General features: G+C 61.5%; 14 protein-coding genes and 1 tRNA gene. 6 read left to right on the plus strand and 9 right to left on the minus strand.

What is annotated here, in order from left to right; translation table 11 throughout:
• Window positions 1-109: 109 nt before the first annotated feature.
• Entirely contained in the window at window positions 110-1,453 is a 1,344-nt protein-coding gene (gene gdhA, locus AC1DWA_RS31865; RefSeq protein WP_003945368.1) for an NADP-specific glutamate dehydrogenase, read from the minus strand.
• A 270-nt stretch (window positions 1,454-1,723) separates the two neighbouring features.
• On the opposite strand from gdhA, the gene AC1DWA_RS31870 reads away from it, so the two are divergent.
• The gene (locus tag AC1DWA_RS31870; RefSeq protein ID WP_021344745.1) at window positions 1,724-3,058 is read left to right on the plus strand and encodes a DUF4185 domain-containing protein; all 1,335 of its coding nucleotides are present in this window, start codon (window positions 1,724-1,726) and stop codon (window positions 3,056-3,058) included.
• A gap of 82 nt (window positions 3,059-3,140) precedes the next feature.
• Here the strand turns inward: AC1DWA_RS31870 and AC1DWA_RS31875 are convergent, their stop codons facing one another.
• Window positions 3,141-5,318, minus strand: coding sequence for a glutamine synthetase III family protein (locus tag AC1DWA_RS31875; RefSeq protein ID WP_019749120.1), 2,178 nt, complete (start codon window positions 5,316-5,318; stop codon window positions 3,141-3,143).
• Between the two features lie 225 nt (window positions 5,319-5,543).
• On the opposite strand from AC1DWA_RS31875, the gene AC1DWA_RS31880 reads away from it, so the two are divergent.
• Window positions 5,544-5,813: a putative quinol monooxygenase gene (locus tag AC1DWA_RS31880; protein ID WP_477847570.1), complete on the plus strand. Its 270-nt coding sequence runs from the start codon at window positions 5,544-5,546 to the stop codon at window positions 5,811-5,813.
• Window positions 5,814-6,177: 364 nt separating this feature from the next.
• Here the strand turns inward: AC1DWA_RS31880 and AC1DWA_RS31885 are convergent, their stop codons facing one another.
• The 6 genes from AC1DWA_RS31885 to AC1DWA_RS31910 all read right to left on the minus strand — a co-directional run bounded on the left by AC1DWA_RS31885 (window position 6,178) and on the right by AC1DWA_RS31910 (window position 14,032).
• Window positions 6,178-6,993 carry a class E sortase gene (locus tag AC1DWA_RS31885; protein WP_477847572.1) on the minus strand — a complete coding sequence of 272 codons (816 nt, stop codon included), beginning with the start codon at window positions 6,991-6,993 and terminating at the stop codon, window positions 6,178-6,180.
• Window positions 6,994-7,059: 66 nt separating this feature from the next.
• Window positions 7,060-7,203, minus strand: a complete 144-nt coding sequence (locus tag AC1DWA_RS31890; protein WP_003945342.1) for a hypothetical protein — start codon at window positions 7,201-7,203, stop codon at window positions 7,060-7,062.
• Between the two features lie 128 nt (window positions 7,204-7,331).
• Window positions 7,332-11,951 carry a DUF5979 domain-containing protein gene (locus AC1DWA_RS31895; RefSeq protein ID WP_259119550.1) on the minus strand — a complete coding sequence of 1,540 codons (4,620 nt, stop codon included), beginning with the start codon at window positions 11,949-11,951 and terminating at the stop codon, window positions 7,332-7,334.
• Window positions 11,952-13,083: 1,132 nt separating this feature from the next.
• The gene (locus AC1DWA_RS31900) at window positions 13,084-13,227 is read right to left on the minus strand and encodes a hypothetical protein (RefSeq protein WP_477847575.1); all 144 of its coding nucleotides are present in this window, start codon (window positions 13,225-13,227) and stop codon (window positions 13,084-13,086) included.
• A gap of 452 nt (window positions 13,228-13,679) precedes the next feature.
• Window positions 13,680-13,838, minus strand: coding sequence for a hypothetical protein (locus AC1DWA_RS31905; protein ID WP_259119225.1), 159 nt, complete (start codon window positions 13,836-13,838; stop codon window positions 13,680-13,682).
• Window positions 13,839-13,956: 118 nt separating this feature from the next.
• A tRNA-Arg gene (locus AC1DWA_RS31910) sits at window positions 13,957-14,032 on the minus strand.
• A 97-nt stretch (window positions 14,033-14,129) separates the two neighbouring features.
• Between AC1DWA_RS31910 and AC1DWA_RS31915 the strand changes: the two genes are divergently transcribed.
• Both AC1DWA_RS31915 and ssb read left to right on the plus strand, forming a co-directional pair.
• On the plus strand, window positions 14,130-16,265 hold the full coding sequence (locus AC1DWA_RS31915) for a bifunctional copper resistance protein CopD/cytochrome c oxidase assembly protein (protein ID WP_477917509.1): 2,136 nt from the start codon (window positions 14,130-14,132) through the stop codon (window positions 16,263-16,265).
• Between the two features lie 181 nt (window positions 16,266-16,446).
• Window positions 16,447-16,860: a single-stranded DNA-binding protein gene (ssb, locus tag AC1DWA_RS31920; protein WP_477847578.1), complete on the plus strand. Its 414-nt coding sequence runs from the start codon at window positions 16,447-16,449 to the stop codon at window positions 16,858-16,860.
• Between the two features lie 4 nt (window positions 16,861-16,864).
• Here the strand turns inward: ssb and AC1DWA_RS31925 are convergent, their stop codons facing one another.
• On the minus strand, window positions 16,865-17,227 hold the full coding sequence (locus AC1DWA_RS31925) for a MarR family winged helix-turn-helix transcriptional regulator (RefSeq protein ID WP_477917511.1): 363 nt from the start codon (window positions 17,225-17,227) through the stop codon (window positions 16,865-16,867).
• 106 nt (window positions 17,228-17,333) lie between these two features.
• Between AC1DWA_RS31925 and AC1DWA_RS31930 the strand changes: the two genes are divergently transcribed.
• Together AC1DWA_RS31930 and AC1DWA_RS31935 are read left to right on the plus strand one after the other, a co-directional pair.
• Window positions 17,334-19,151: an ABC transporter ATP-binding protein gene (locus AC1DWA_RS31930; RefSeq protein ID WP_049940979.1), complete on the plus strand. Its 1,818-nt coding sequence runs from the start codon at window positions 17,334-17,336 to the stop codon at window positions 19,149-19,151.
• Between the two features lie 95 nt (window positions 19,152-19,246).
• Window positions 19,247-20,025 (plus strand): acyl-CoA dehydrogenase family protein (locus AC1DWA_RS31935; protein ID WP_477917512.1); only part of this gene is annotated, 779 nt, incomplete at its 3' end.

Genomic DNA, 20,025 nt, shown 5'->3' on the forward strand with positions numbered 1-20,025 from the left:
GACCCAGGGCCCTCGAGGCCTAGGTATTGATTCGACCAGTCCGATGTACGGGAACCGGTTCAGGGTGAAATCACCCCTTTTTGTACTGCTGTCTGTATTGCGGAAATCTCTAAATGACGCCCAGCGAAATCATGGCGTCGGCCACCTTCACGAAGCCGGCAATGTTCGCGCCGTGCACGTAGTCGCCCGGCTTTCCGTACTCGGCAGCGGTGTTGATGGTGCGCTTGTGAATGCCGCGCATGATTCCGGCGAGACGCTCGTCGGTGTACTCGAAGCTCCAGGAATCACGCGAAGCATTCTGCTGCATTTCGAGGGCGGAGGTTGCGACGCCACCGGCGTTGGCCGCCTTGCCGGGCGCGAAGGCTACGTTCGCGTCACGGAAGAGCTGGATGCCGCCGGGGGTGGTGGGCATGTTCGCGCCTTCGGCAACGGCCTGAACGCCGTTGGCGATCAAGGTCTTTGCGGCATCTTCGTCGAGCTCGTTCTGAGTCGCGCAGGGGAGTGCGACGTCGCACGGCACGTCCCAGATGGAACCATCGGCGATGAACTCGGCATGCGGAACTGCGTCGGCGTACTCGCTGATGCGGCCGCGGCGAACTTCCTTGATCTCCTTGAGGAGGTCGAGATCGATGCCCTTCTTGTCCACGATGTATCCCGAGGAATCCGAGCAGGCGATCGCGACGCCGCCGAGCTGGTGGATCTTCTGGATTGCGTAGATGGCGACATTGCCGGATCCGGAGATCACGACGTTCTTGCCTTCGAGGCCTTCACCCTTTGCCTTGAGCATTTCGGCGACGAAGTACGCGACGCCGTAGCCGGTGGCCTCGGTGCGAACCTGCGATCCGCCCCAGGTGATGCCCTTGCCGGTGAGGACGCCCGACTCGTACGTGTTGGTCAGCCGCTTGTACTGACCGAACAGGTAGCCGATCTCGCGACCGCCGACGCCGATGTCGCCGGCCGGAACGTCGGTGTATTCACCGATGTGACGCTGCAGTTCGGTCATGAAGGACTGACAGAAGCGCATGACCTCTGCGTCGGAGCGGCCCTTGGGATCGAAGTCCGAGCCACCCTTGCCGCCGCCGATGGGCAGGCCGGTGAGTGAGTTCTTGAAGATCTGCTCGAAGCCGAGGAACTTCACGATGCCCAGGTTGACGCTGGGGTGGAAGCGCAGGCCGCCCTTGTAGGGGCCGAGTGCACTGTTGTACTGCACGCGGAAGCCACGGTTGACGTGAACGTTGCCCTGGTCGTCGGTCCACGGCACGCGGAAGATGATCTGGCGTTCCGGCTCGCAAAGCCGCTCGATGAGTCCGGCGTCGGCGTAGCGGGGGTGGCGTTCGAGCACTACGTGAAGAGACTCGAAGACCTCTGCGGCGGCCTGATGGAACTCGGGCTCTCCTGCATTGCGAACCAAAACCTGATCGTAAATCTGCGCTACGCGGTCACGTACGGACACCGCTCACCTACCTCGTTGTGAGAACTCTTTTACATTTCCGTTACATACTAGGCGCCTTTATTGCTGTATCGGACAACTGTCCTGTGAAGGTGAAATCGGACACAGCTGTCACTTGTGTCAGTTGAAAGGGCGATTTATAACAATTTGCTCAGCTTTCACTCTCTTAACACAGTCCAAATGGTTTGCTTCTGCGGTCGGGGATCACTGTGCCTGTGGTCCGAACGGGAGTCGAAATGATCAGAGGGGCTGCACGTGCGTAAAAAACACTCCATGTCGGCGATGTTGTCGATAGGCGTCGTCACGATTGCCGCGACGATTGCCGCAGCACCGTCTGCGTCGGCGATCGGCGGACCGTGTGGGTCGGGAGGAAGTGGTTCCGCCGGATCGATGACGGGTTCGCTCGGTTCGCTGACCGGATCACTTGGCAGTGGTTCCGCCGGTACCGGCTCCCTCGCCAACGCGTTGCCGTGGATCACCGGCGCGCCCAACGGTGCTCTGCCGGTGTTGACCGGCCGCACAAAAGCGATCGAAATGGTCACTGGCCCAGGCAGTCCCAACAACACTATCGAGCGGTTCAACGTGTCGGGAACCGACCTCGGAATCATGTGGGACAACGGTCTTTCGGGGCCGGATCACGACGTACTGATGGCATTCGGCGATACGGTTGGCGACTGCGACACCCCGGGTGACGACTGGCGCAGCAACGTGTTGTTCCGCAGCAACGACACCGCCATTGCCGACGGGATGAAGATCGACAGTTCTCCTTTGGACGGCCCCAATCATTCCAAGGAGATCATTCCGGGATTCGGCATTCCGGGTGAGTTCACCACCATCCCGACCGCTGGAATCTCTTACGGTGGTGTGCAGTACATCAGATTCATGTCCGTTCGGTCGTGGGACGAACCCGGAGCCTGGACCACCAACTACTCGGCTCTGGCTTTCTCCACGGACAACGGTGAGAACTGGGAACTCGATCCGGCGACAGTTCGCGCCAATACCGAAGGACTTGGCATTCCGGGGATTCCGGCAGTATCGCCGATCAATTCCAACTTCCAGCAGAGCGCCTTCCTCGACGGTCGGGACGGCTACATTTACGAATACGGAACTCCCTCAGGTCGTTTCGGTAAGGCGGTCCTGGCGCGAGTGGCCGGCGCCGACATCAGAAACCTCGGCGCCTACGAATACTGGGACGGCTCCGGTTGGAGTCCGCGAGATACCGATGCCGTTCAGGTCATCAAGGCACCGGTCAGTGAACTTGCCGTGCAGTGGAACGACTACCTGAACAAGTACGTTGCCATGTACACCAGTGCCGAGGGCAACCTGGTGATCCGTCAGGCCGACCAACCGCAAGGCCCGTGGAGTGGTACGCAGACCCTGTTGAGTGGAATCACGTTGCCCGCGTTGTACGGCGGATTCATGCACCCGTGGGCGAGCGGACAGTTCCTCGAATTCGTCGCCACCACGTGGGACCGTTACAACGTCATCTACATGCGGACCGATTTGAACGGACTCCAGATGGCGTCATCGGATTCGCGCGATCGTCCTGACCCCGCGACCACCGGTGAGGCTCGCGTCCTCGAAGTCACGATGCCGGAAGACCGCTAGCCCGAGCAAGATTCGACAACTGTGGCCTGCAACTCGATCGAGTTGCAGGCCACAGTTTTGTGAGCGTTGATTTCGGTGATGCTCAGAGAATGAAGAGCATTTCCTGATACGTCGGGAGTGGCCAGTGATCGTCGGCGACGATGGTTTCGAGGAAGTCGGCCGCTGCACGTACCTCTGCCATTGCGGGCAGGAGTGCGTCCTGTGCGTGCTTGGCCTGATCGAATGGCGACTCGCCGGCGTCGGTGTCGATTGCTGCGCGCAGGGCCGCGAGCGCTGTGCGCAGAGCCGCAACGGGCGCCGACACTTCTTCGAGCGGAGCTGAATCCGGTTCGAGGCCGGCGGACTTCAGTGCGACGAAGTTCTGCGCAACTTCCGTCTGGTGGCGCACTGCAGCCGGAAGGATCAGCGTCGTACCGATTTCGGCGGCCAGGCGTGCCTCGACGCCGATGCTCAGTGCGTACTGTTCGAGTCCGACCTCGTAGCGACTGTGCATCTCTCGGTGGTTGAAGACCTTGTACTTCTCGAAGAGTTCCATCGAGGACTCGGTGATCAGTTCAGGAAGGGCGTCCAGCGTCGTGCGAAGGTTCGGCAGGCCGCGAGACTCGGCCTCGATCTGCCAGTTCTCCGAGTAGCCGTCGCCGTTGAAGACAACCGCACCGTGGTTGGTGATGATCTCGGTGAGCAGATTCTGGACGGCGGTGTCGAAATCGGCGCCGTCGGCGACCGCGGCCTCCAGTTCGGTGGCCATGTAGTCCAAGGCCTCGGCCATGATCGTGTTGATGGTGACCATCGGGCCGTTGACTGTTTGCAGCGATCCTGGTGCGCGGAACTCGAAACGGTTGCCGGTGAAGGCAAATGGGCTCGTGCGGTTGCGGTCGCCCGGATCGGTCGGCAGGACGGGAAGGGTGTCGGCTCCGATCATCATGGTGCCCTTGTCCTTCGACGATGTTGCCGCGCCCTTGGCGATCTGCTCGAAGACGTCGGCCAGTTGATCGCCGAGGAAGATCGAGATGATTGCCGGGGGAGCCTCGTTGGCACCGAGACGGTGATCGTTGGTTGCCGATGCGACCGACGCGCGCAGGAGGCCGGCGTATTTGTGGACGGCCCGGATGACTGCGGCGCAGAATACGAGGAACTGGGCGTTGTCATGCGGATTGTCGCCGGGGACAAGCAAACTGCCGAGTTCGGAGTTGCCCAGCGAGAAGTTGACATGCTTGCCGGAGCCGTTGACACCGTCGAACGGCTTCTCGTGGAACAGACATTCCATGCCGTGCTTCTTGGCGATGGTTTTGAAGGTGGTCATCAGCAACTGCTGGTGGTCGGCGGCGATGTTGCCTCGCTCGAACATCGGGGCGATTTCGAACTGGCCGGGCGCAACCTCGTTGTGCCGTGTCTTGGCGGGGATGCCGAGTTTGAACAGTTCCCGCTCGGTGTCCATCATGAATCCGAGAACACGTTCCGGGATCGCCCCGAAGTAGTGGTCGTCGAACTCCTGGCCCTTGGGCGGCTTTGCGCCGAAGAGTGTTCGGCCGGCGTTGAGGAGGTCGGGGCGGGCGAGGAAGAAGTGTCGATCGATCAGGAAGTACTCCTGCTCGGGACCGCAGAACGACACGATGTGCTCGGGGTCGTCGTGGCCGAACAACTTCAGGATTCGTTCGGCGTGGAAACCCATTGCCTGTTGTGAACGCAGCAGGGGAGTCTTGTGGTCGAGCGCTTCGCCGGTCATCGAAACGAACACGGTCGGGATACACAGTGTGTTGCCGTTGGGGTTTTCGAGAACGTAGGCCGGGCTCGTGACATCCCAGCCGGTGTATCCGCGAGCCTCGAATGTGTTGCGCAGCCCGCCGTTCGGGAAACTCGAAGCGTCGGGTTCACCTTGGATCAAGGTCTTGCCGGCGAACTCCGCCAGTGCACTGCCGTCGCCGACCGGCTCGAGGAAGCTGTCGTGCTTCTCGGCCGTCAACCCGGTCAGTGGATAGAAGACGTGGGCGTAGTGGGTTGCGCCTTTCTCCAACGCCCAGTCCTTCATCGCCGACGCGACCGCATCGGCGACCATGGGATCAAGCGGTTTGCCTTGCTCGATCGTCGCCATCACCGACTTGTAGACGAGCTTGGGCAGTCGCTTCTGCATGACCACCTTGTTGAAGACGTTGGCACCGAACACCTCGCCGGGTGTCTCGTCGGTGGTGAAACTGACCACCGGAGGTGTGTAGGCCTCGACGTCCTTGATCGCTTGCAAGCGAACTGCATTTCCACTCATGTGCTTACCCCTCGCCCGGGCCCAGGGCTGCGCTGCTGATTGCGAGCCCGACTTCGGCAAACCCTACGAACCTCCGGTATCGGGGGTGTTTCGTAGATATTGCGCCTGTCCGCAAACTTCGAGTCACAACGGAAATGTCGATCTGTCGGAGGTCTACGGCAGACTTCGAGCCGACGGGCTATTGCACGACAGTCGAATCGGAGAGTCTTTGTGATCAGGGTGTTGGTGCCAACAACGGTGGAGCAGGGCGATCTCGCGGAAGTGCTTCGGTTGTATGACGAACTTGTCACCGAGACCCGAAAAGAGGTCGGCTGCATCAATTACGAGTTACTGCAGCGCACCGACGATCCCTGCGAGCTCGTGTTGGCGGAGGAATGGGAATCGCAGGAGCACCTCGACGCCCACACTCATACCGAGCACTTCGTCAGGTTGGTTGAGGCGCTGGACAAGCTCGAGACGGCAGCGCCGGCGCAGATCTTCACGAAGGTTCTGTAGCGGCGGAGTCCGGTCTCAGTGCTCGCTCAGGCGTCGAACGAACATTCCGGAGAGCCTCGAGCGTCAACTAGGCGAGCCGTTCCGACACACGCGGAAACTGGTTTGCATCGACACGCCAGAATCATCGTAGGTCCGTCGAGTCCGATGTAGGACAGCGCCTTCGGGCTCCAGCCGGGCCTTGTGCCGGTGTCGGCCGACCTGCACGGGCGCTCTATACGGTCACGTCGGAGTAGGGCATATGCTCTGACACCCAAGGAAATACGACTTCCATGAGTAGCAGCACCACCGCGACCAAGAGAACGATCGCCAGCAGGGCCTTCACTGGTCGGGGGCCGGGGAGCGCGCCCCAGAGGTAGCCGTACATTCATTGCTCCTGGAATGCCGCGGGAATGGTGCCCGAAGTCTTCGAGATTGTTTCGACGAGAACCGCGTGGACGATCAAGCGTTCGCTGTTCGAGTAGAGCGGATGGCACGTGGTCAGTGTCAACATACTTTCCAGCGTGGCGTCGGGCTCGGCCCAAGGGCTTCCGGGCAGCGGGTTGACGACCGCAACATCCCCGGGCACGGTGATGTGCCGCCCGAGGAGATGGGCGTAGTCGCCTTCGGAAACCCGATCGGCTTGCTCGGGATTCAAGCAGGCTTTCGCCGCAGCGCGACGTTCGGGTGAGGCCTGGTCGAGTGGGAGTAACCGGTACGTCATCCACTGGGACTCGGTCTCCACGACGACGGCATCGCATGCATCGAGTCGATCCAGGTGTTGGAAGACTGCGCCGGAACCATTGCGGTGCCCGGCGAGCGCGAAGTTTCCGGCTTCGCCGGGCATCTGCGAGTCCGGGTAGTGGCCGGGGCCGGCCCGCAGGTCCTCGTTGCGTGTGCCCTCGACGATTGCGTACGCGGCGCCGAGTGTGGGGAAATGCACGCGCGCGAATCCCTCGCCGAGCACAGGGATCAGCGGGGACACCGGCTGACCGTCGATCGCTCCTGGGGCTTCGGGGACTTCGGCCCAGGATTCCTCCAGACTGTTGTTGAGCTCGTCCTGGAGCCGCCCTGAGACGATATTGGTCCAGAACGCCTCATAGATGACGAACAGCAGGACGACGACCCCGGCCGTGAGGAGCAGTTCGCCGATTACCTGGCCTGTGCCCGGCCGCCGACGCCCTGGAACTTTGGTATCGCTCACGGACCGGGGTCTCCTCTTCACAGATCTACCGAGCTAGCTGATGTGTCGAATTGGTGCCGTATCGAACTAGCTGCCCGCGTTGATCGTGGCGCTTCCGGTACCGCCGAGGAGATCGTAAAGGAGTACGGACAGGCGACCGAGCCCGTCGATCGCGGCAGAACCAGTGGTCTCGATGCCTTCGATGACGATCGGGAACGGGAGGAATGACATGGTGTTTCTCCTTCGAGGGGTGGGCCACGGGGGCGGCCGCGAGATAGATACGTCGTGACGGTGAAACAGGGCGGGGGCGACCAGGCGTAGGTCGCCACCCGCCCTGTTTCGGTATTCCTGGTTGGGAGTTACTCCCGGCCGGGTGCACGCTTGCGGTTACGCAGGGTGAGCCATGCGCCACCGCCGATCAGCGCCAGCGCCAGACCGGCGAGCCAGATGACGTTCGCGCCGGTTACCGGCAGGGACGATGACTGGTCCGGTTTGGCCTGAGCAGGATTTCCCGGAGCAGGCGTGCCCGGAGCACCGTTGTGTCCACCACCGTTATTGCCGGGAGTGTTGTTGCCGGGAGTCGACACGTCGGTGCCTGGTCCTCCGGGTACCTCAGAGCCCGGCCACGTCGGGATTTCCCACGGCGGCAGCGGGATCGGGATCGGGATGATGATCAGCCCATTGCTGCTGGTTTTGTTCTCGAGTCCCAGGACCACCGACTTGTTTGCTTCGCCGGTGAGCTTGACGGAAGTTGCGGTCGGTTCGCCGTCGATATTCGAGACGTCCGCCTTGCCTTCCTTGACGCCCCAGATCACTTCACCCCACTTGACGTTGGTGACGTCAGTGTGAGCACCGGTTTCTGTGAAAGTGATGTCGGTGTTCAGCGGGAACTGGACCCGGCCGTCGATGACGGCTGCGTCGCACTGGGCGGTCGGAGTGACCGAAGCGCCCGGTCTGACATCGAGAACACAAGACCTCGCCTCATTGTCGATGTCCGTCCACGTAGCCGTGACCTGGAAGATCGTGGATCCGTCCTTTGCCACCTGGCCGCCCTTGGGGCCGGTCACGATCTTGTCGATATCCACCTCGGTGGTCGGGATCGGGCGGTTGTGGATCTCCACCACAGCCTTCTCACCGGCTACCGCCTTGACGGTGTCGCGGTATTCGGCGTCACCGGCATCCGCGGACACGTAGTAATACGGCCGCGCCCAGTCGATACCGGCCAGGGGCTTGGGGTCGACCTCGGAGAAGGTGATCACGGTGTTCCGCGGCACAACCTCGTCGGACGTCCAGCTCCAGTCGTTTCCGGCATCGAGGGTGATGGTCTGGCCCACTGCCGGGAAATCGGTTCCGGCGGGGAGCGCCGGATCGATTCCGTCGATACGGACCTCAAACGTCGCGCTGTCAGGCAGGTCGGCCTCGGGGGCGCGGACGGGGTTGCCGTCAGCGTCGAGGATGAACTTCGTGAATTCGACCGATCCGAATTTCCACAGCGCCTCGTTCGACAGCGTGATCAGTCGACCGTCGGTCGGGTCGTCGGAGACTATGCCCGTCGCGATGCCGTCGAGGTTCGAATGCAGCCACGATTCGCCTTCCGGGCTGGTTCCCCAGGAGATCGTGCCCCACTCGACTCCGTCGACATCGGGACGGCCGGTCTCGGTGAAGGTCACCTCGGTGCCGACGGGGAGGTCGACGCCGAGCGGTGTGGTCTGTCCCTGCTTGACGCTCAGCACCTGGGTGCGGTATTCCACACCGTCGCGCCAACGCGCCTCGACCGTGAACTCCACGTCGTCGCCGACGGCCTCGGCGGCCTCACCGCCGACCTGCTTTGCGATGCGCAGAGTGCCGTCGTTGACGTCGACGAAGTTCGACACCTCGATCTTGCGCAGATCCTTGCCGATGGTCACCACGGCTGCGTTGTCCGGATTGATCCTGACATTCCCGGAGTATGCGGGCACGCCATAGGCGAGACCGTCACCGTTTGCCGGAACCAGCTCTGTCAGTGTGACTTCGGTGCCGCCGGGCAGGTTCTCGCCGAACGGAACCGCGGTGCCGTCGGACGGAAGAGACAGTGTCTTGCTCTGCGGTTTGTCGTCCGTATCGAGCCAGGTGGCAATCACGTCGAAGCTCGCCGGTACGGCCCTGTCGAACGCCTTCGGGCCCGTGAGTTTCTTGCTCACTTCGAAGGTGCCTTGCGTGATCTTGGCCTCGTTGGTGACGGAGACCGTGTTCGCCGACGCATCGGTGCCGATGGTGAGCATTTTCGGGTTGATCACCGGCTCCGACCAGGTCACGAGGTCGGTGTTCATCGGTTGTACCTCGGTGAAGGTGACTTTCGCTCCGATGGGCAATTTGCCCAGTTCGTAGTGCTGACCGTCCTTCAGAGTGAATTGACGCAACTCGTTGCCGGCGGCGTCGTCACCAAAGGCGATCTCTGCGTTGACGACGAAAGCCTCGAGTCCCGTGCGCGCTCCGTCACCGATGACGGACTTGGTGATCCGCGCCGATCCCAGACTCGCTTTGTTGAGCAGTGTGACACCGACATTGCTCTTCGGCGTGATGGTCACCAGCGCCTCGGTGCGGTCCCCGTTGAGCGTCACACCCTCTGACGGGCGGAAAGTCCCTCTCTCGAAATACACACCGTCAACGGTGGGGAGGTTGATCTCGGACAGTCGGATCTGCCAGCCGGTTCCGCGGGGGTTGATCCCACTGACCGGTGTCCCGTCAGCCTTCACCTTGATCTCGTAGGAGCTCACCGGGGCGTCGGTCGCTGGGATTTGCCCGGGGGCGAACTCCTCGACTTTCACGGTGAACTCGGTGTCTTGCGGGAATTTCTCGGAGAAGGGAGCGATCTCCTTCAGAAGCGAGAACGAGCCCCGCGACACACCTTGACCGGTGCCGCCACCGCCCCATTCCTGCTTGACACTCTGCGTCGACTGAGTCTTGCCGTTGTAGAAGACCGAGTTCCCGTAAACCGTGCCGCGCTGATCCAGCCCACCGCTGCTGGTGCAGAGGGTGTATTCGACGTAATAGCGTGTCTCACGGTTGTAGTCGCCCGCGTCCTTCGGGAGGGTGATGGCAATCCCGTTGTCGCCGCTGCGTGTGACCGTGGTGCCCGCGGTGATGTCCGTCCCGCCCTCTTTTGCAAGGAAGTCGCGCGCGGTGACCTTGAAATTGAGGTCCTTCTTCAGATCGCCGCTGACATCACACACCGCCAAGCTGTCGGAGAACGTGTCGGTGATGACCGCCGGTGCGTCGAGGCCCTCGAGGGTGTGCCCGGAGACCTGCACCTTCCAGTCGATGGTCGTGCCGGCAGGCTGCTTCTCGCCCGCGACGTCCTTCGGTTCGGTGTTGAGCGTGCCGGTCTTGCCGCCCTCGAACTTGGGCCCCGTCACCGAAGCGTCTTTGGAGATGCCGTTGACGACCGCCGTATTGGTGAACACATCAGAGGAGTCCGGCACCTCCTTCTCGATCACACAGGACCGGAACTTCACGTAGTAGTACTGCGTCGAGTCTTGCTTGATCTTTTCCTTCGGCGTGATGGTCATGCTGAAGGATTGGGCACTCGCCGTGGCACCGGAAGCGTCGATGTCGAACTCGGAGGTGACGTTGACGTGGTTGGTTGTTTCACCGTTCAGCCCGGGTAGACGGTTCGCGCGCCAGACCGTCGGGACGAGGCCGCCCTCGCAGACCTCGTGATTGGCGCCGAGAGTCTCCTTGATGATGACTTTCTGGTCGGGGAGGCTCGCGATGAAAGTGCCCGGAAGCGTTATGCTCCAGTCGATCTCGCTGTACCGGGTGCCCCCGGCCCAACCGCCGGACTTCGACGGCCCGGTCTGTGGCGACCAATCCTGGCCGACGCCTGCCGCGCCTACGGTGTTCCCGCCGATGGTCACGGAGTTGTCGTAGACGGTGCCCGTGTTGTCCACTTCGCCGCTGGTTGTGCACGAGGTGTACTCGATGCGGTAGAGCTTGTTTCTTTCGAAGGGGCCGCCGTTGTCGAGCGCGATGCTGACTGGATCTCCAGCGGCACTCTGGGTGACGGTGACGCCGCCTGCGACCGGCTTGAGATCGTTCGGGCGACCGGACAACAGCTTCGCGTTGAGCAGGTTGCCCGTACACAGCTTCATGTTCTCTGAGAGCGCGTCGCTCAGGGTCACCGAACCGGTGCCGCCCGCGTCCAGTGCGGCCAGATCGGCACCGGGAATGTCGATGGTCCAGCGCACAGACTGCTTGTTGCCCTGGAGTTGGCCGGACTTCTTGGCAGCGCTGATCACGCTGCCGTCGCTGATGCCGCCACCGCCGGGTAGCTCGTGCGTCACGTCGAAACTGCCGTTGATCGTGAAATCAACTTTCTCTTCGGTGGTGTACGCGACAGCCTTGGTGTAGACGAAGAAATCGCCCTTCACCTCGTCCGGGCGATCCGCCACGGCATCGGAGAGAACACACGTCATCAGATTGGTGGAAGCAACCAGATCGCATGTGCCCCAAACCGTCCCGTCGTCGCCCTCGAGCGCGATCGTCGGGTTGGACTGGAGCTTCAACTCGTCAGGGAATCCGATGGTGAACTGGTCGCCCGGTTGCGGGCTCGCGCTTGACGCGTCCCAGGTGCCCTTCACCGTGACGGAGTCCCCGACCGTGATCTGCTGGTCGTTCTTTCCCTCGACCTGGACGTCGGTGATTTTCACATCGATGCCGGGATTGACTCCGCGTGCGGCCAGTCGCTGCGCCGCCACAGAAGTCGTAGACGGGGGCGCCGTGGTTGTGATCGGCGGTTTCGCAGAAGTGGGTGACTCCGACGTGGAAGTAGGCGGCGCCGTCGTTTTCAGTGGCGCCTCCGTCGTAGTCGCGGGCGGCTTCGTTGTGGTCGGAACTGTGGTGGTCGGACCTGTGGTGGTCGAGGTCCCGATGTCATCTGCTGAGGCAACTTGGACGAATGAGAACGACGATATGACCAGCGCCAGGACCGCAACGATCATCCCCAAAGCTGCCCACCGAGACACCACCCCCTCCCCGGCACGGCGTGGGAAGACACGGTTACGCATGACGAACACCTTTCGTTCAGAACACATGATTTGGGCCCCGTTTCCGGGGCCGTCGAATAGCGAAACGGGACCTTTGAGCAGCTCTGGAGCCTGGATGCGAGCGTTGGTGATTCTCAGGCGTCCTATTGCGGAGCCGAACAGTTGGTAATCGGACCTGGTTGGCGCCAGCGCAGACCGACGGCCGGCTCTGGGTAGGCCAGGAAATTCCAAGAAAGATCGACCGCCGGTATTACCTAACGCGACGACCTACGAGGTACTAAAGGCTGCGGCCGAGGATCTTTCCTGCGCGATTCATTGCAGTTCGGGCATGAGCACCATCCCGGATAGCAATAGCAACAGTGCGATGGCTCCGAGGGGGAGTCTTCGTGCTGCGTGCTTCGCTGCCGTGACGGTTTTCATGAAATTCCTTTCTTTGGCACAACGTAAAGAAATGTGCGCGGGGCCGTTCGCGAGAAGATGCAAATTCCGCGCAAACAACGCAGAAGGCGCAAACCGGGCGATGCGCAATCAGGAATCTAACACGAGCAAATCGCATAGCTGGACACGCCATGGACGTGCGTCCATGCAAGAAAAACTGCGCTTACCTGGGTATATCTATCTTCCGTTGATTTCTTTCAAGTTAACTGGCTGGTTCATCACAATTCGATCTCGACCATCAGTTGCATGCCTGCCTTGGCCCTTGTCGACAATCGGTGAGCGGCCGAGCCGAGTCGGCGCTGCTGTACCGAATGGGCCTTTATGCAGTTCACCGCCCCTTATTTGCTGTCGGAACGACAAGGCGTGGAGCGAATTATCTGTGCACACACGCTCGACATAAATGCAAATCATTTTTCTGTGTATAGGAGGAGGGTGAATTAGGGGGTGAATTCAGTCGCGCGTCATCGAAACCCCTGTTCTGAAAGGATCCAGAGATAGGGGTCACATTAGATTCGTTTTTCTTAGCAGATTGGATTTCGGCCTGAGTTAACCGTCGCTAATGCTTCGGGGGCCGACATGGCATTTCGAGACGAAGAATCGCCCAGCTTTTCGTAGAAAGCCTTCGATACGGTTACGTCAGTCCAGCTGATCACGCGCCGCAGCGACTTTTGGCGACGCGTTTGTGCGCACGGATGAGGCACTGCCTGGGATGTGAGTGGATCTCGGAAAATGCCACGTCGGAGGCTTCTTCGAAGATCTCGAGACCTCGCAAGTTCAGGTCGTTCTCGCGCATCTCGGCACGATGAAATGGCTTACTTTTCGAGCGCTTTCGATGCCCGGAGTCAAATGGTGACGGTCGTTGCGTAGTCGCTGACGGCGGATGCGGCCGGTTCGGTCGGTGCGCAGTCGCCACATCCGAGCAACCGCACCGAGTAGCCGCGAGGTCCCAGAGCCGGCGCCTCTCGCGGCTCCCTGGAAACTTCGAGAAATTAGAACTTCGAATCGAGTTCTCGCTCAACCATTCTGACGCAGCTTGTGTCAATGGTGCTACGCCCACGGCCGCCAGCAAGGTCCGACTACTCCGGCTGCTGTTACGCCCTGGGATCCGGAGCCCAGAGATTCTGTGACACTGTGCGGCGGCTCTGCTTAGCGTGTTGCATGCGACTCAGCCGGCAGTGGTGGATTCTTGGCTACCGGCTCGTTGTCGTAGAACTTCGTGAGACGACCTTTGTCACAGGGGAAGGGCTACAACGATTGGTCGGGTCCGGTCAACGAGGCGGGACCGGTCGTCGGGTGGTGTGCGCCGGTGAACCTCTCGACGACGGATACCACGACGATCGCGAGTGCCAGGATTCCAACGGTCCGGGCGAGTGACTTCAGGGTCTTCGGAAGTGCCTTCTTCATGCGTGGCAGATTACTGCGGACGGCACGTAATTTGTGGGCTAGGTTTCGGTCCGTATCGGACTGCTCTGCCCAGTGGCCGCTCGTCCACGCAGTGTGACTATCCGTGAATCAAATCTTGTGGTGCCCCCGGCAGGATTCGAACCTGCGACCAAGAGATTAGAAGGCTCTTGCTCTATCCCCTGAGCTACGGAGGCGCGTGGAACATCATACTCGAGGGTTCGGGATGTGACGCGCGCCGCCCAACTCCGACGCGTTGTCGTAGTCGGTTCGCGAAGGTCCTACCCTTGAGGTATGGCTACACCCGACCTCGCGCCGACAGATTCCCCACCGGAGTCCACACAGCACAGCGGTGCACCCGCTTCTTCGACCGCGATATTCGTGGTCAGTGGACTCATCGCAGGGCTCACCGCAGCCGTCGTGGTGGGATTCTCCGCGTCGCAGGCACTGACTCTTCTGGGCATCCCGGATCCAGGCCCGATCACCACATACGGCCTCCCCGCGATGCGTGCACTGGGGGAGATCGCCGCGGTCATCGCGATCGGGTCACTGCTTCTGGCCGCGTTCTTCGTGCCGCCGCAGAAGTCGGGTGTCCTCGACGTCGACGGCTATCGGGCAGTCCGAACTGCATCGCACGCCGCGATCGTGTGGGCGATCTGTTCGTTCATGATGGTGCCTCTGACGCTCTCTGACACGTCGGGTCAGCCGTTTGCCGAAGCGATCAAACCGGCGAACCTGTGGTCGGGACTCGATCAGGTCGAGATCGCCGGCGCTTGGCGTTGGACGGCGATCATCGCGGTTGTTCTGGCGATCCTGGCCCGACTGACACTGCGCTGGTGGTGGACTCCGCTCCTGCTGCTGGTCGGTCTCCTCGGACTGATGCCGCTTGCTCTCACCGGTCACTCGTCTTCGGGCGGCTCGCATGACATCGCTACCAATAGTCTGATCCTGCACCTCGTGGCGGCTTCGCTCTGGGCCGGCGGGTTGTTCGCGCTACTGGCACACGCGCGCCGCGGCGGCGATTACACCGACGTAGCAGCCCGACGCTTTTCGACGGTCGCATCCATCTGCTTCGTCGTCATGGGATTCAGCGGCGTCATCAATGCGATTGTCCGTCTGCCTCTCGACGACGTGTTCACCACGACCTACGGACGATTGATCGTCGCCAAAACAGTTGCACTGATCATCCTCGGGTTCTTCGGTTGGGCTCAGCGGAGTCGGGCGCTACCGGCGCTGGCGGAGAACCCGAAGAGTCGCTCTGCTCTGATTCGATTTGCCGGCGCCGAAACGATCGTGATGGCGGCGACCATCGGTCTCGCGATCGGCCTCGGTCGTACCCCGCCGCCTCCGCCGCTGTCGATTCCCTCGATCCCCGWGGTCGAACTCGGTTACAACCTTCCGGACCCGCCGTCGTTCATGGCGTTCGTGACGGACTGGCGATTCGACCTCATGTTCGGCACCGCCGCAATTGCTGCGGCGATTCTGTACGGCATCGGCCTGCGCAAGCTGGCCAAGCGTGGAGACTCCTGGCCCGTCGGCCGAACCATCGCCTGGATGAGCGGTTGCGCGGTTCTCCTGATCGCCACGTCGTCCGGTGTCGGCAAGTACGCGCCGGCAGTCTTCAGCGTTCACATGGGCGCACATATGGCGCTGTCGATGTTGGGCCCAGTCCTGCTGGTACTGGGTGCGCCGATCACTTTGGCTCTGCGGGCGCTCGATCCGGCAGGCAAGGACGGCGTGCCAGGCATTCGCGAGTGGATTCTGACCGCGCTGCACAGCCCGTTCTCGCGATTCATCACCCACCCGATCGTGGCGGCAGTTCTCTTCGTCGGCGGTTTCTACGCGCTGTATCTCGGCGGAATCTACGGCGCGACCGTCGACTCGCACAGCGCTCACCTGCTGATGAACCTGCACTTCATCCTCAGCGGCTATCTCTTCTACTGGGTGGCGATCGGAATAGACCCGTCACCACGCCAATTGCAGCCGGTGACCAAGCTGGCGATGGTCTTCGGCTCACTTCCGTTCCACGCGTTTTTCGGCGTGGCATTGATGAGCACCACCGCCGTCATGGGCGGCGCGTACTTCCGCTCGCTCGGACTCGGTTGGAACAACGACCTGATCGGCGATCAGCAGCTGGGCGGCAGCATCGCGTGGGCGACCGGCGAGATCCCACTCATGGTGGTCATGCTCGCGCTGCTGGTTCAGTGGTCGCGCAGTGACGGAAGGACCGCGCGCCGAACGGACCGTGCGGCCGAGCGTGACCACGACGCCGACCTCGCTGCTCACAATGCCATGTTCGCCGAATTGGCCAGGCGGGACCGCGAGGGGTGGAAACCGCGTGAGGCTGCTGACGCGGAGACTGCAAGCGAGGACTCTGCGGACGAGACACCCAGCGAGAAGAAATCCGACGAATCCTCCACTAGCACTTAGCTCCGACACTGCCCGGGCCGTTTGGCTCGGGCAGTGCTGTTTCTCCACAGCTGTCCCGCCGATGCACAGGTGGAAATCGAAATCCCGAGCCAGGCGTTTGCCGTTCCACAATCGAAACTGCCGACGCAGTGATCGGCCCCGCGGCAGTTGGCGGGTTCTGGAGTTCGAAGGGGGATCGGACATGTACGAAACGCATGCAACGGTTGTCGGAACCGTCATCACCAATCCGGTGAAGCGGCAGACAACCAATGGCGAAGAGGTGCTGAGCTTTCGGATGGCGAGCAACACGCGTCGCAAAGACGCGGTGACCGGAGAGTGGACGGACGGAGGGACCCTCTATCTCACGGTCAGCTGCTGGCGGCGGTTGGTCACCGGCGTCGGCGCATCCATCATGAAGGGTGATCCGGTCATGGTGGCGGGGGAGTTGCGCACCAACGAGTACACGACCAAAGAGGGTGTGCCTCGTTCCGATCTCGAGTTGCGGGCGACGGCAGTTGGCGCGGACCTTGCTCGTTGCATCTCGAAGATCGAGCGTCAGAGCAAGCCGACGTCGGCGGAGAATGTCGAGGACGCAGTCGACACCGTCGCTGCGTGAGAACTCAGATCGAGGGTTTCGGGCAGTCGCGGGGCCGAGAGTCTTTCGCGACGTCGGCAGCGAGGGTAGCGCCGGCGTCGGTGAGCTCGAGTAATACAGCTCGCCGATCGTTCGGATCGGGAGTGCGGCGCACCCATCCGGCCTCTTCGAGGGAATCCACGACGTCGGTCGCCGACCGCGGAACGATGCGCAATCGCTCGGCAAGAAACCCGAGTCGAACCGGCTCGCCCACTCGGGTCAGTACTCGCAGCGCTCGGCTTTGCGACGGCGAGAGACCGAATGGTTCCAGCGCTGCCACTTGGCGTCGGCGGATGAGCCGTGCCACGGACATCACGACGTCGGTGAGTTCGCGCTCTCGGGAATGCATGGCGTCAGTCTAGCGTTGTTGGTGTCAGCCTCATAGTGAGGTAACCTCATCAATATGAAACTAGGGTGAGAAAGCCTCCAGGAGGTAGAACGTGAAACCAGATCACATGCGAAACATCGAACGATCCGCTGTCGAGATCACTCCGGCGGACTCCGTACCGGCAAAGCGCGTACTCGGACTGTTCGCGCCGTATCGAACTCAGATCGCCATCGTCACCGCGGTCATCACACTCAGCGCGATCGTGGCGTTGGGCAGTCCGCTGCTCCTACGCGAAATGCTCGACAAGGCGATCCCGGACAAGAACCTCGGACTCGTCAGCGTTCTGGCCATCGGCATGATCGCCATTGCCGTAATCACGAGCTGTCTCGGCGTGGCGCAGACTTGGATGTCCAACAGCATCGGTCAGAAACTGATGCACCAACTGCGTGTGCGGGTCTACTCGCATCTGCAGAATCAGTCGCTCGGATTCTTCGCTCGAACCCGAACCGGAGAAGTTCAGTCGCGCATTGCCAACGACATCGGCGGTATGCAGTCGGTGGTCACCAACACGGCAACGTCCATCGCGCAGAATGCAACGACCGTGGCAGCCACCATTGTTGCTCTGTTCCTTCTGGATTGGCGGCTTGCCATCTTCTCGCTGGCGATCTTGCCGGTGTTCATCCGTATCGCACGCAAGATCGGTGACGAGCGCCGCAAGATCTCGGGTAAGCGGCAGAAGCTACTCAGTGATCTGTCGGTCCAGGTGGAGGAATCTCTCTCCGTCAGTGGCATTCTCCTCGGCAAGACGACCGGCGCGAAGTCGGCTCTGACGGATCGATTCACCGAGCGTTCAGCGGAAGTCGCGGACGTCGAACTCCGGGCCATGATGGCCGGCAAGTGGCGCATGGCGACCATGTCGATCACTTTCGCGGCCATGCCCGCACTGGTCTACTGGTTTGCCGGTTTCACTCTCGATCACGGCAACACCATCACCGTCGGCACCCTCGTCGCATTCACCACACTGCAGACCCAATTGTTCCGCCCCACCATGATGCTGCTCAACACGGGCGTCGAGGTGCAGAGTTCGATGGCACTGTTCAGTCGCGTGTTCGAGTACCTGGATCTGCCGATCGACATTGCGGATCCGGAAGAGTCGAAGAGCTTCGACCGCACCAAGATGTCCGGCGAACTTCGGTTCGACCACGTCGACTTCTCGTATCCAGGAACCGACAGCAAGACTCTCGACAACATCGACCTCACGGTCCCGGCCGGCGGAACCTTGGCGCTGGTCGGCTCCACAGGTTCGGGCAAGACCACCCTCGGATACTTGGCGGCACGTCTGTACGACCCGACTGCGGGATCGGTGAGAATCGACGACATCGATCTGCGGGACCTCGATCTGGCGACGGTCTCCGATCTGGTGGGCGTGGTGTCGCAGGAGACGTACCTCTTCCATACGACGATTCGTGAGAACCTTCGGTTCGCGAAACCCGATGCCACCGACGCCGAGATCGAGCAAGCAGCGCGCATCGCGCAAATCCACGAGTTCATCTCCGGTCTCGACGACGGGTACGACACCATGGTCGGCGAGCGCGGCTACCGATTCTCCGGTGGTGAGAAACAGCGCATCGCGATCGCGCGCACAGTTCTGCGGAATCCGCCGATCCTGGTCCTCGACGAGGCGACGAGCGCCTTGGACAATCGCACTGAACGTGCGCTGCAGGACGCGCTCGACGAGCTGATGGTCGGACGCACCACTCTTGTTGTAGCGCACCGACTCTCCACGGTTCGAGATGCGGATCTCATCGCGGTCCTCGACCAGGGCGTGGTTGTGGAAAAGGGCACCCACGACGAACTTGTGCAACAAGGTGGGCGATACGCACAGTTGCTTGCGGCCTCGGGTAGCGACGCCGTCGAACTCCCGTCGGAACTGCAGACCGTGTGAGTGTAAGAAATGTCGGCCATTTCACTTCCGCAAGTTTCTAGAACGTGTTCTACTTTAATGGTCGTTGATCGACTATCAGTGGAGGCGGAAAGATCATGGGTCAGGTTCTGGACAACATCTCACAGTTCGCCGACGAGATCCGCGCCGACGGAGTCGAGGGCGACAAGCTGATGCGCTTGACGGACGGCAGCGCGAAGCGYYTGCGCGACKCCGGCGTCATCCGGATGYTSCAGCCGAAGGARTTCGGAGGCCTCGAGGCRCATCCGCGTGAATTCGCCGAGACGGCAATGGCTATCGGYGCGATGGACGGTGCCACGGGCTGGGTCAGCGGCATCGTCGGTGTTCATCCGTGGGAGCTTGCGTTCTTCGACCGCAAGGCTCAGGAAGAGGTGTGGGGAACCGATCCTGATACGTGGATGGCGTCGCCGTATGCGCCGATGGGCGTGGCGAGGCCGGTCGAGGGTGGGTACATCCTCAACGGTCGTTGGTCGTTCTCGTCCGGTACTGATCATTGTGACTGGATCATGATCGGTGCGATGGTCGGTGACGAGTCCGGTAAGCCGTTGATGCCGCCGAAGATTCTGCACGTGTTGTTGCCGCGCTCCGATTACGACATCGACCAGGACAGCTGGAATGTCGTGGGGCTGCGCGGAACCGGGTCGAAGGACCTGATCGTCAAGGACGCGTTTCTGCCGACGTATCGGACTCTTGATGCGGGAAAGGTTTTCGACGGGACGGCGTGGAAGGAAGCGGGCCGTACGGAGACGTTGTACAAGTTCCCGTTCTCCTGCATTTTCCCGTTGGGGATCACTTCGTCGTTGATCGGTATTGCTGAGGGTGCGTTGGCGTGCAACATGGCGGCGCAGCGTGAGCG

Source organism: Rhodococcus sp. P4_F3_2, from assembly GCF_056401335.1.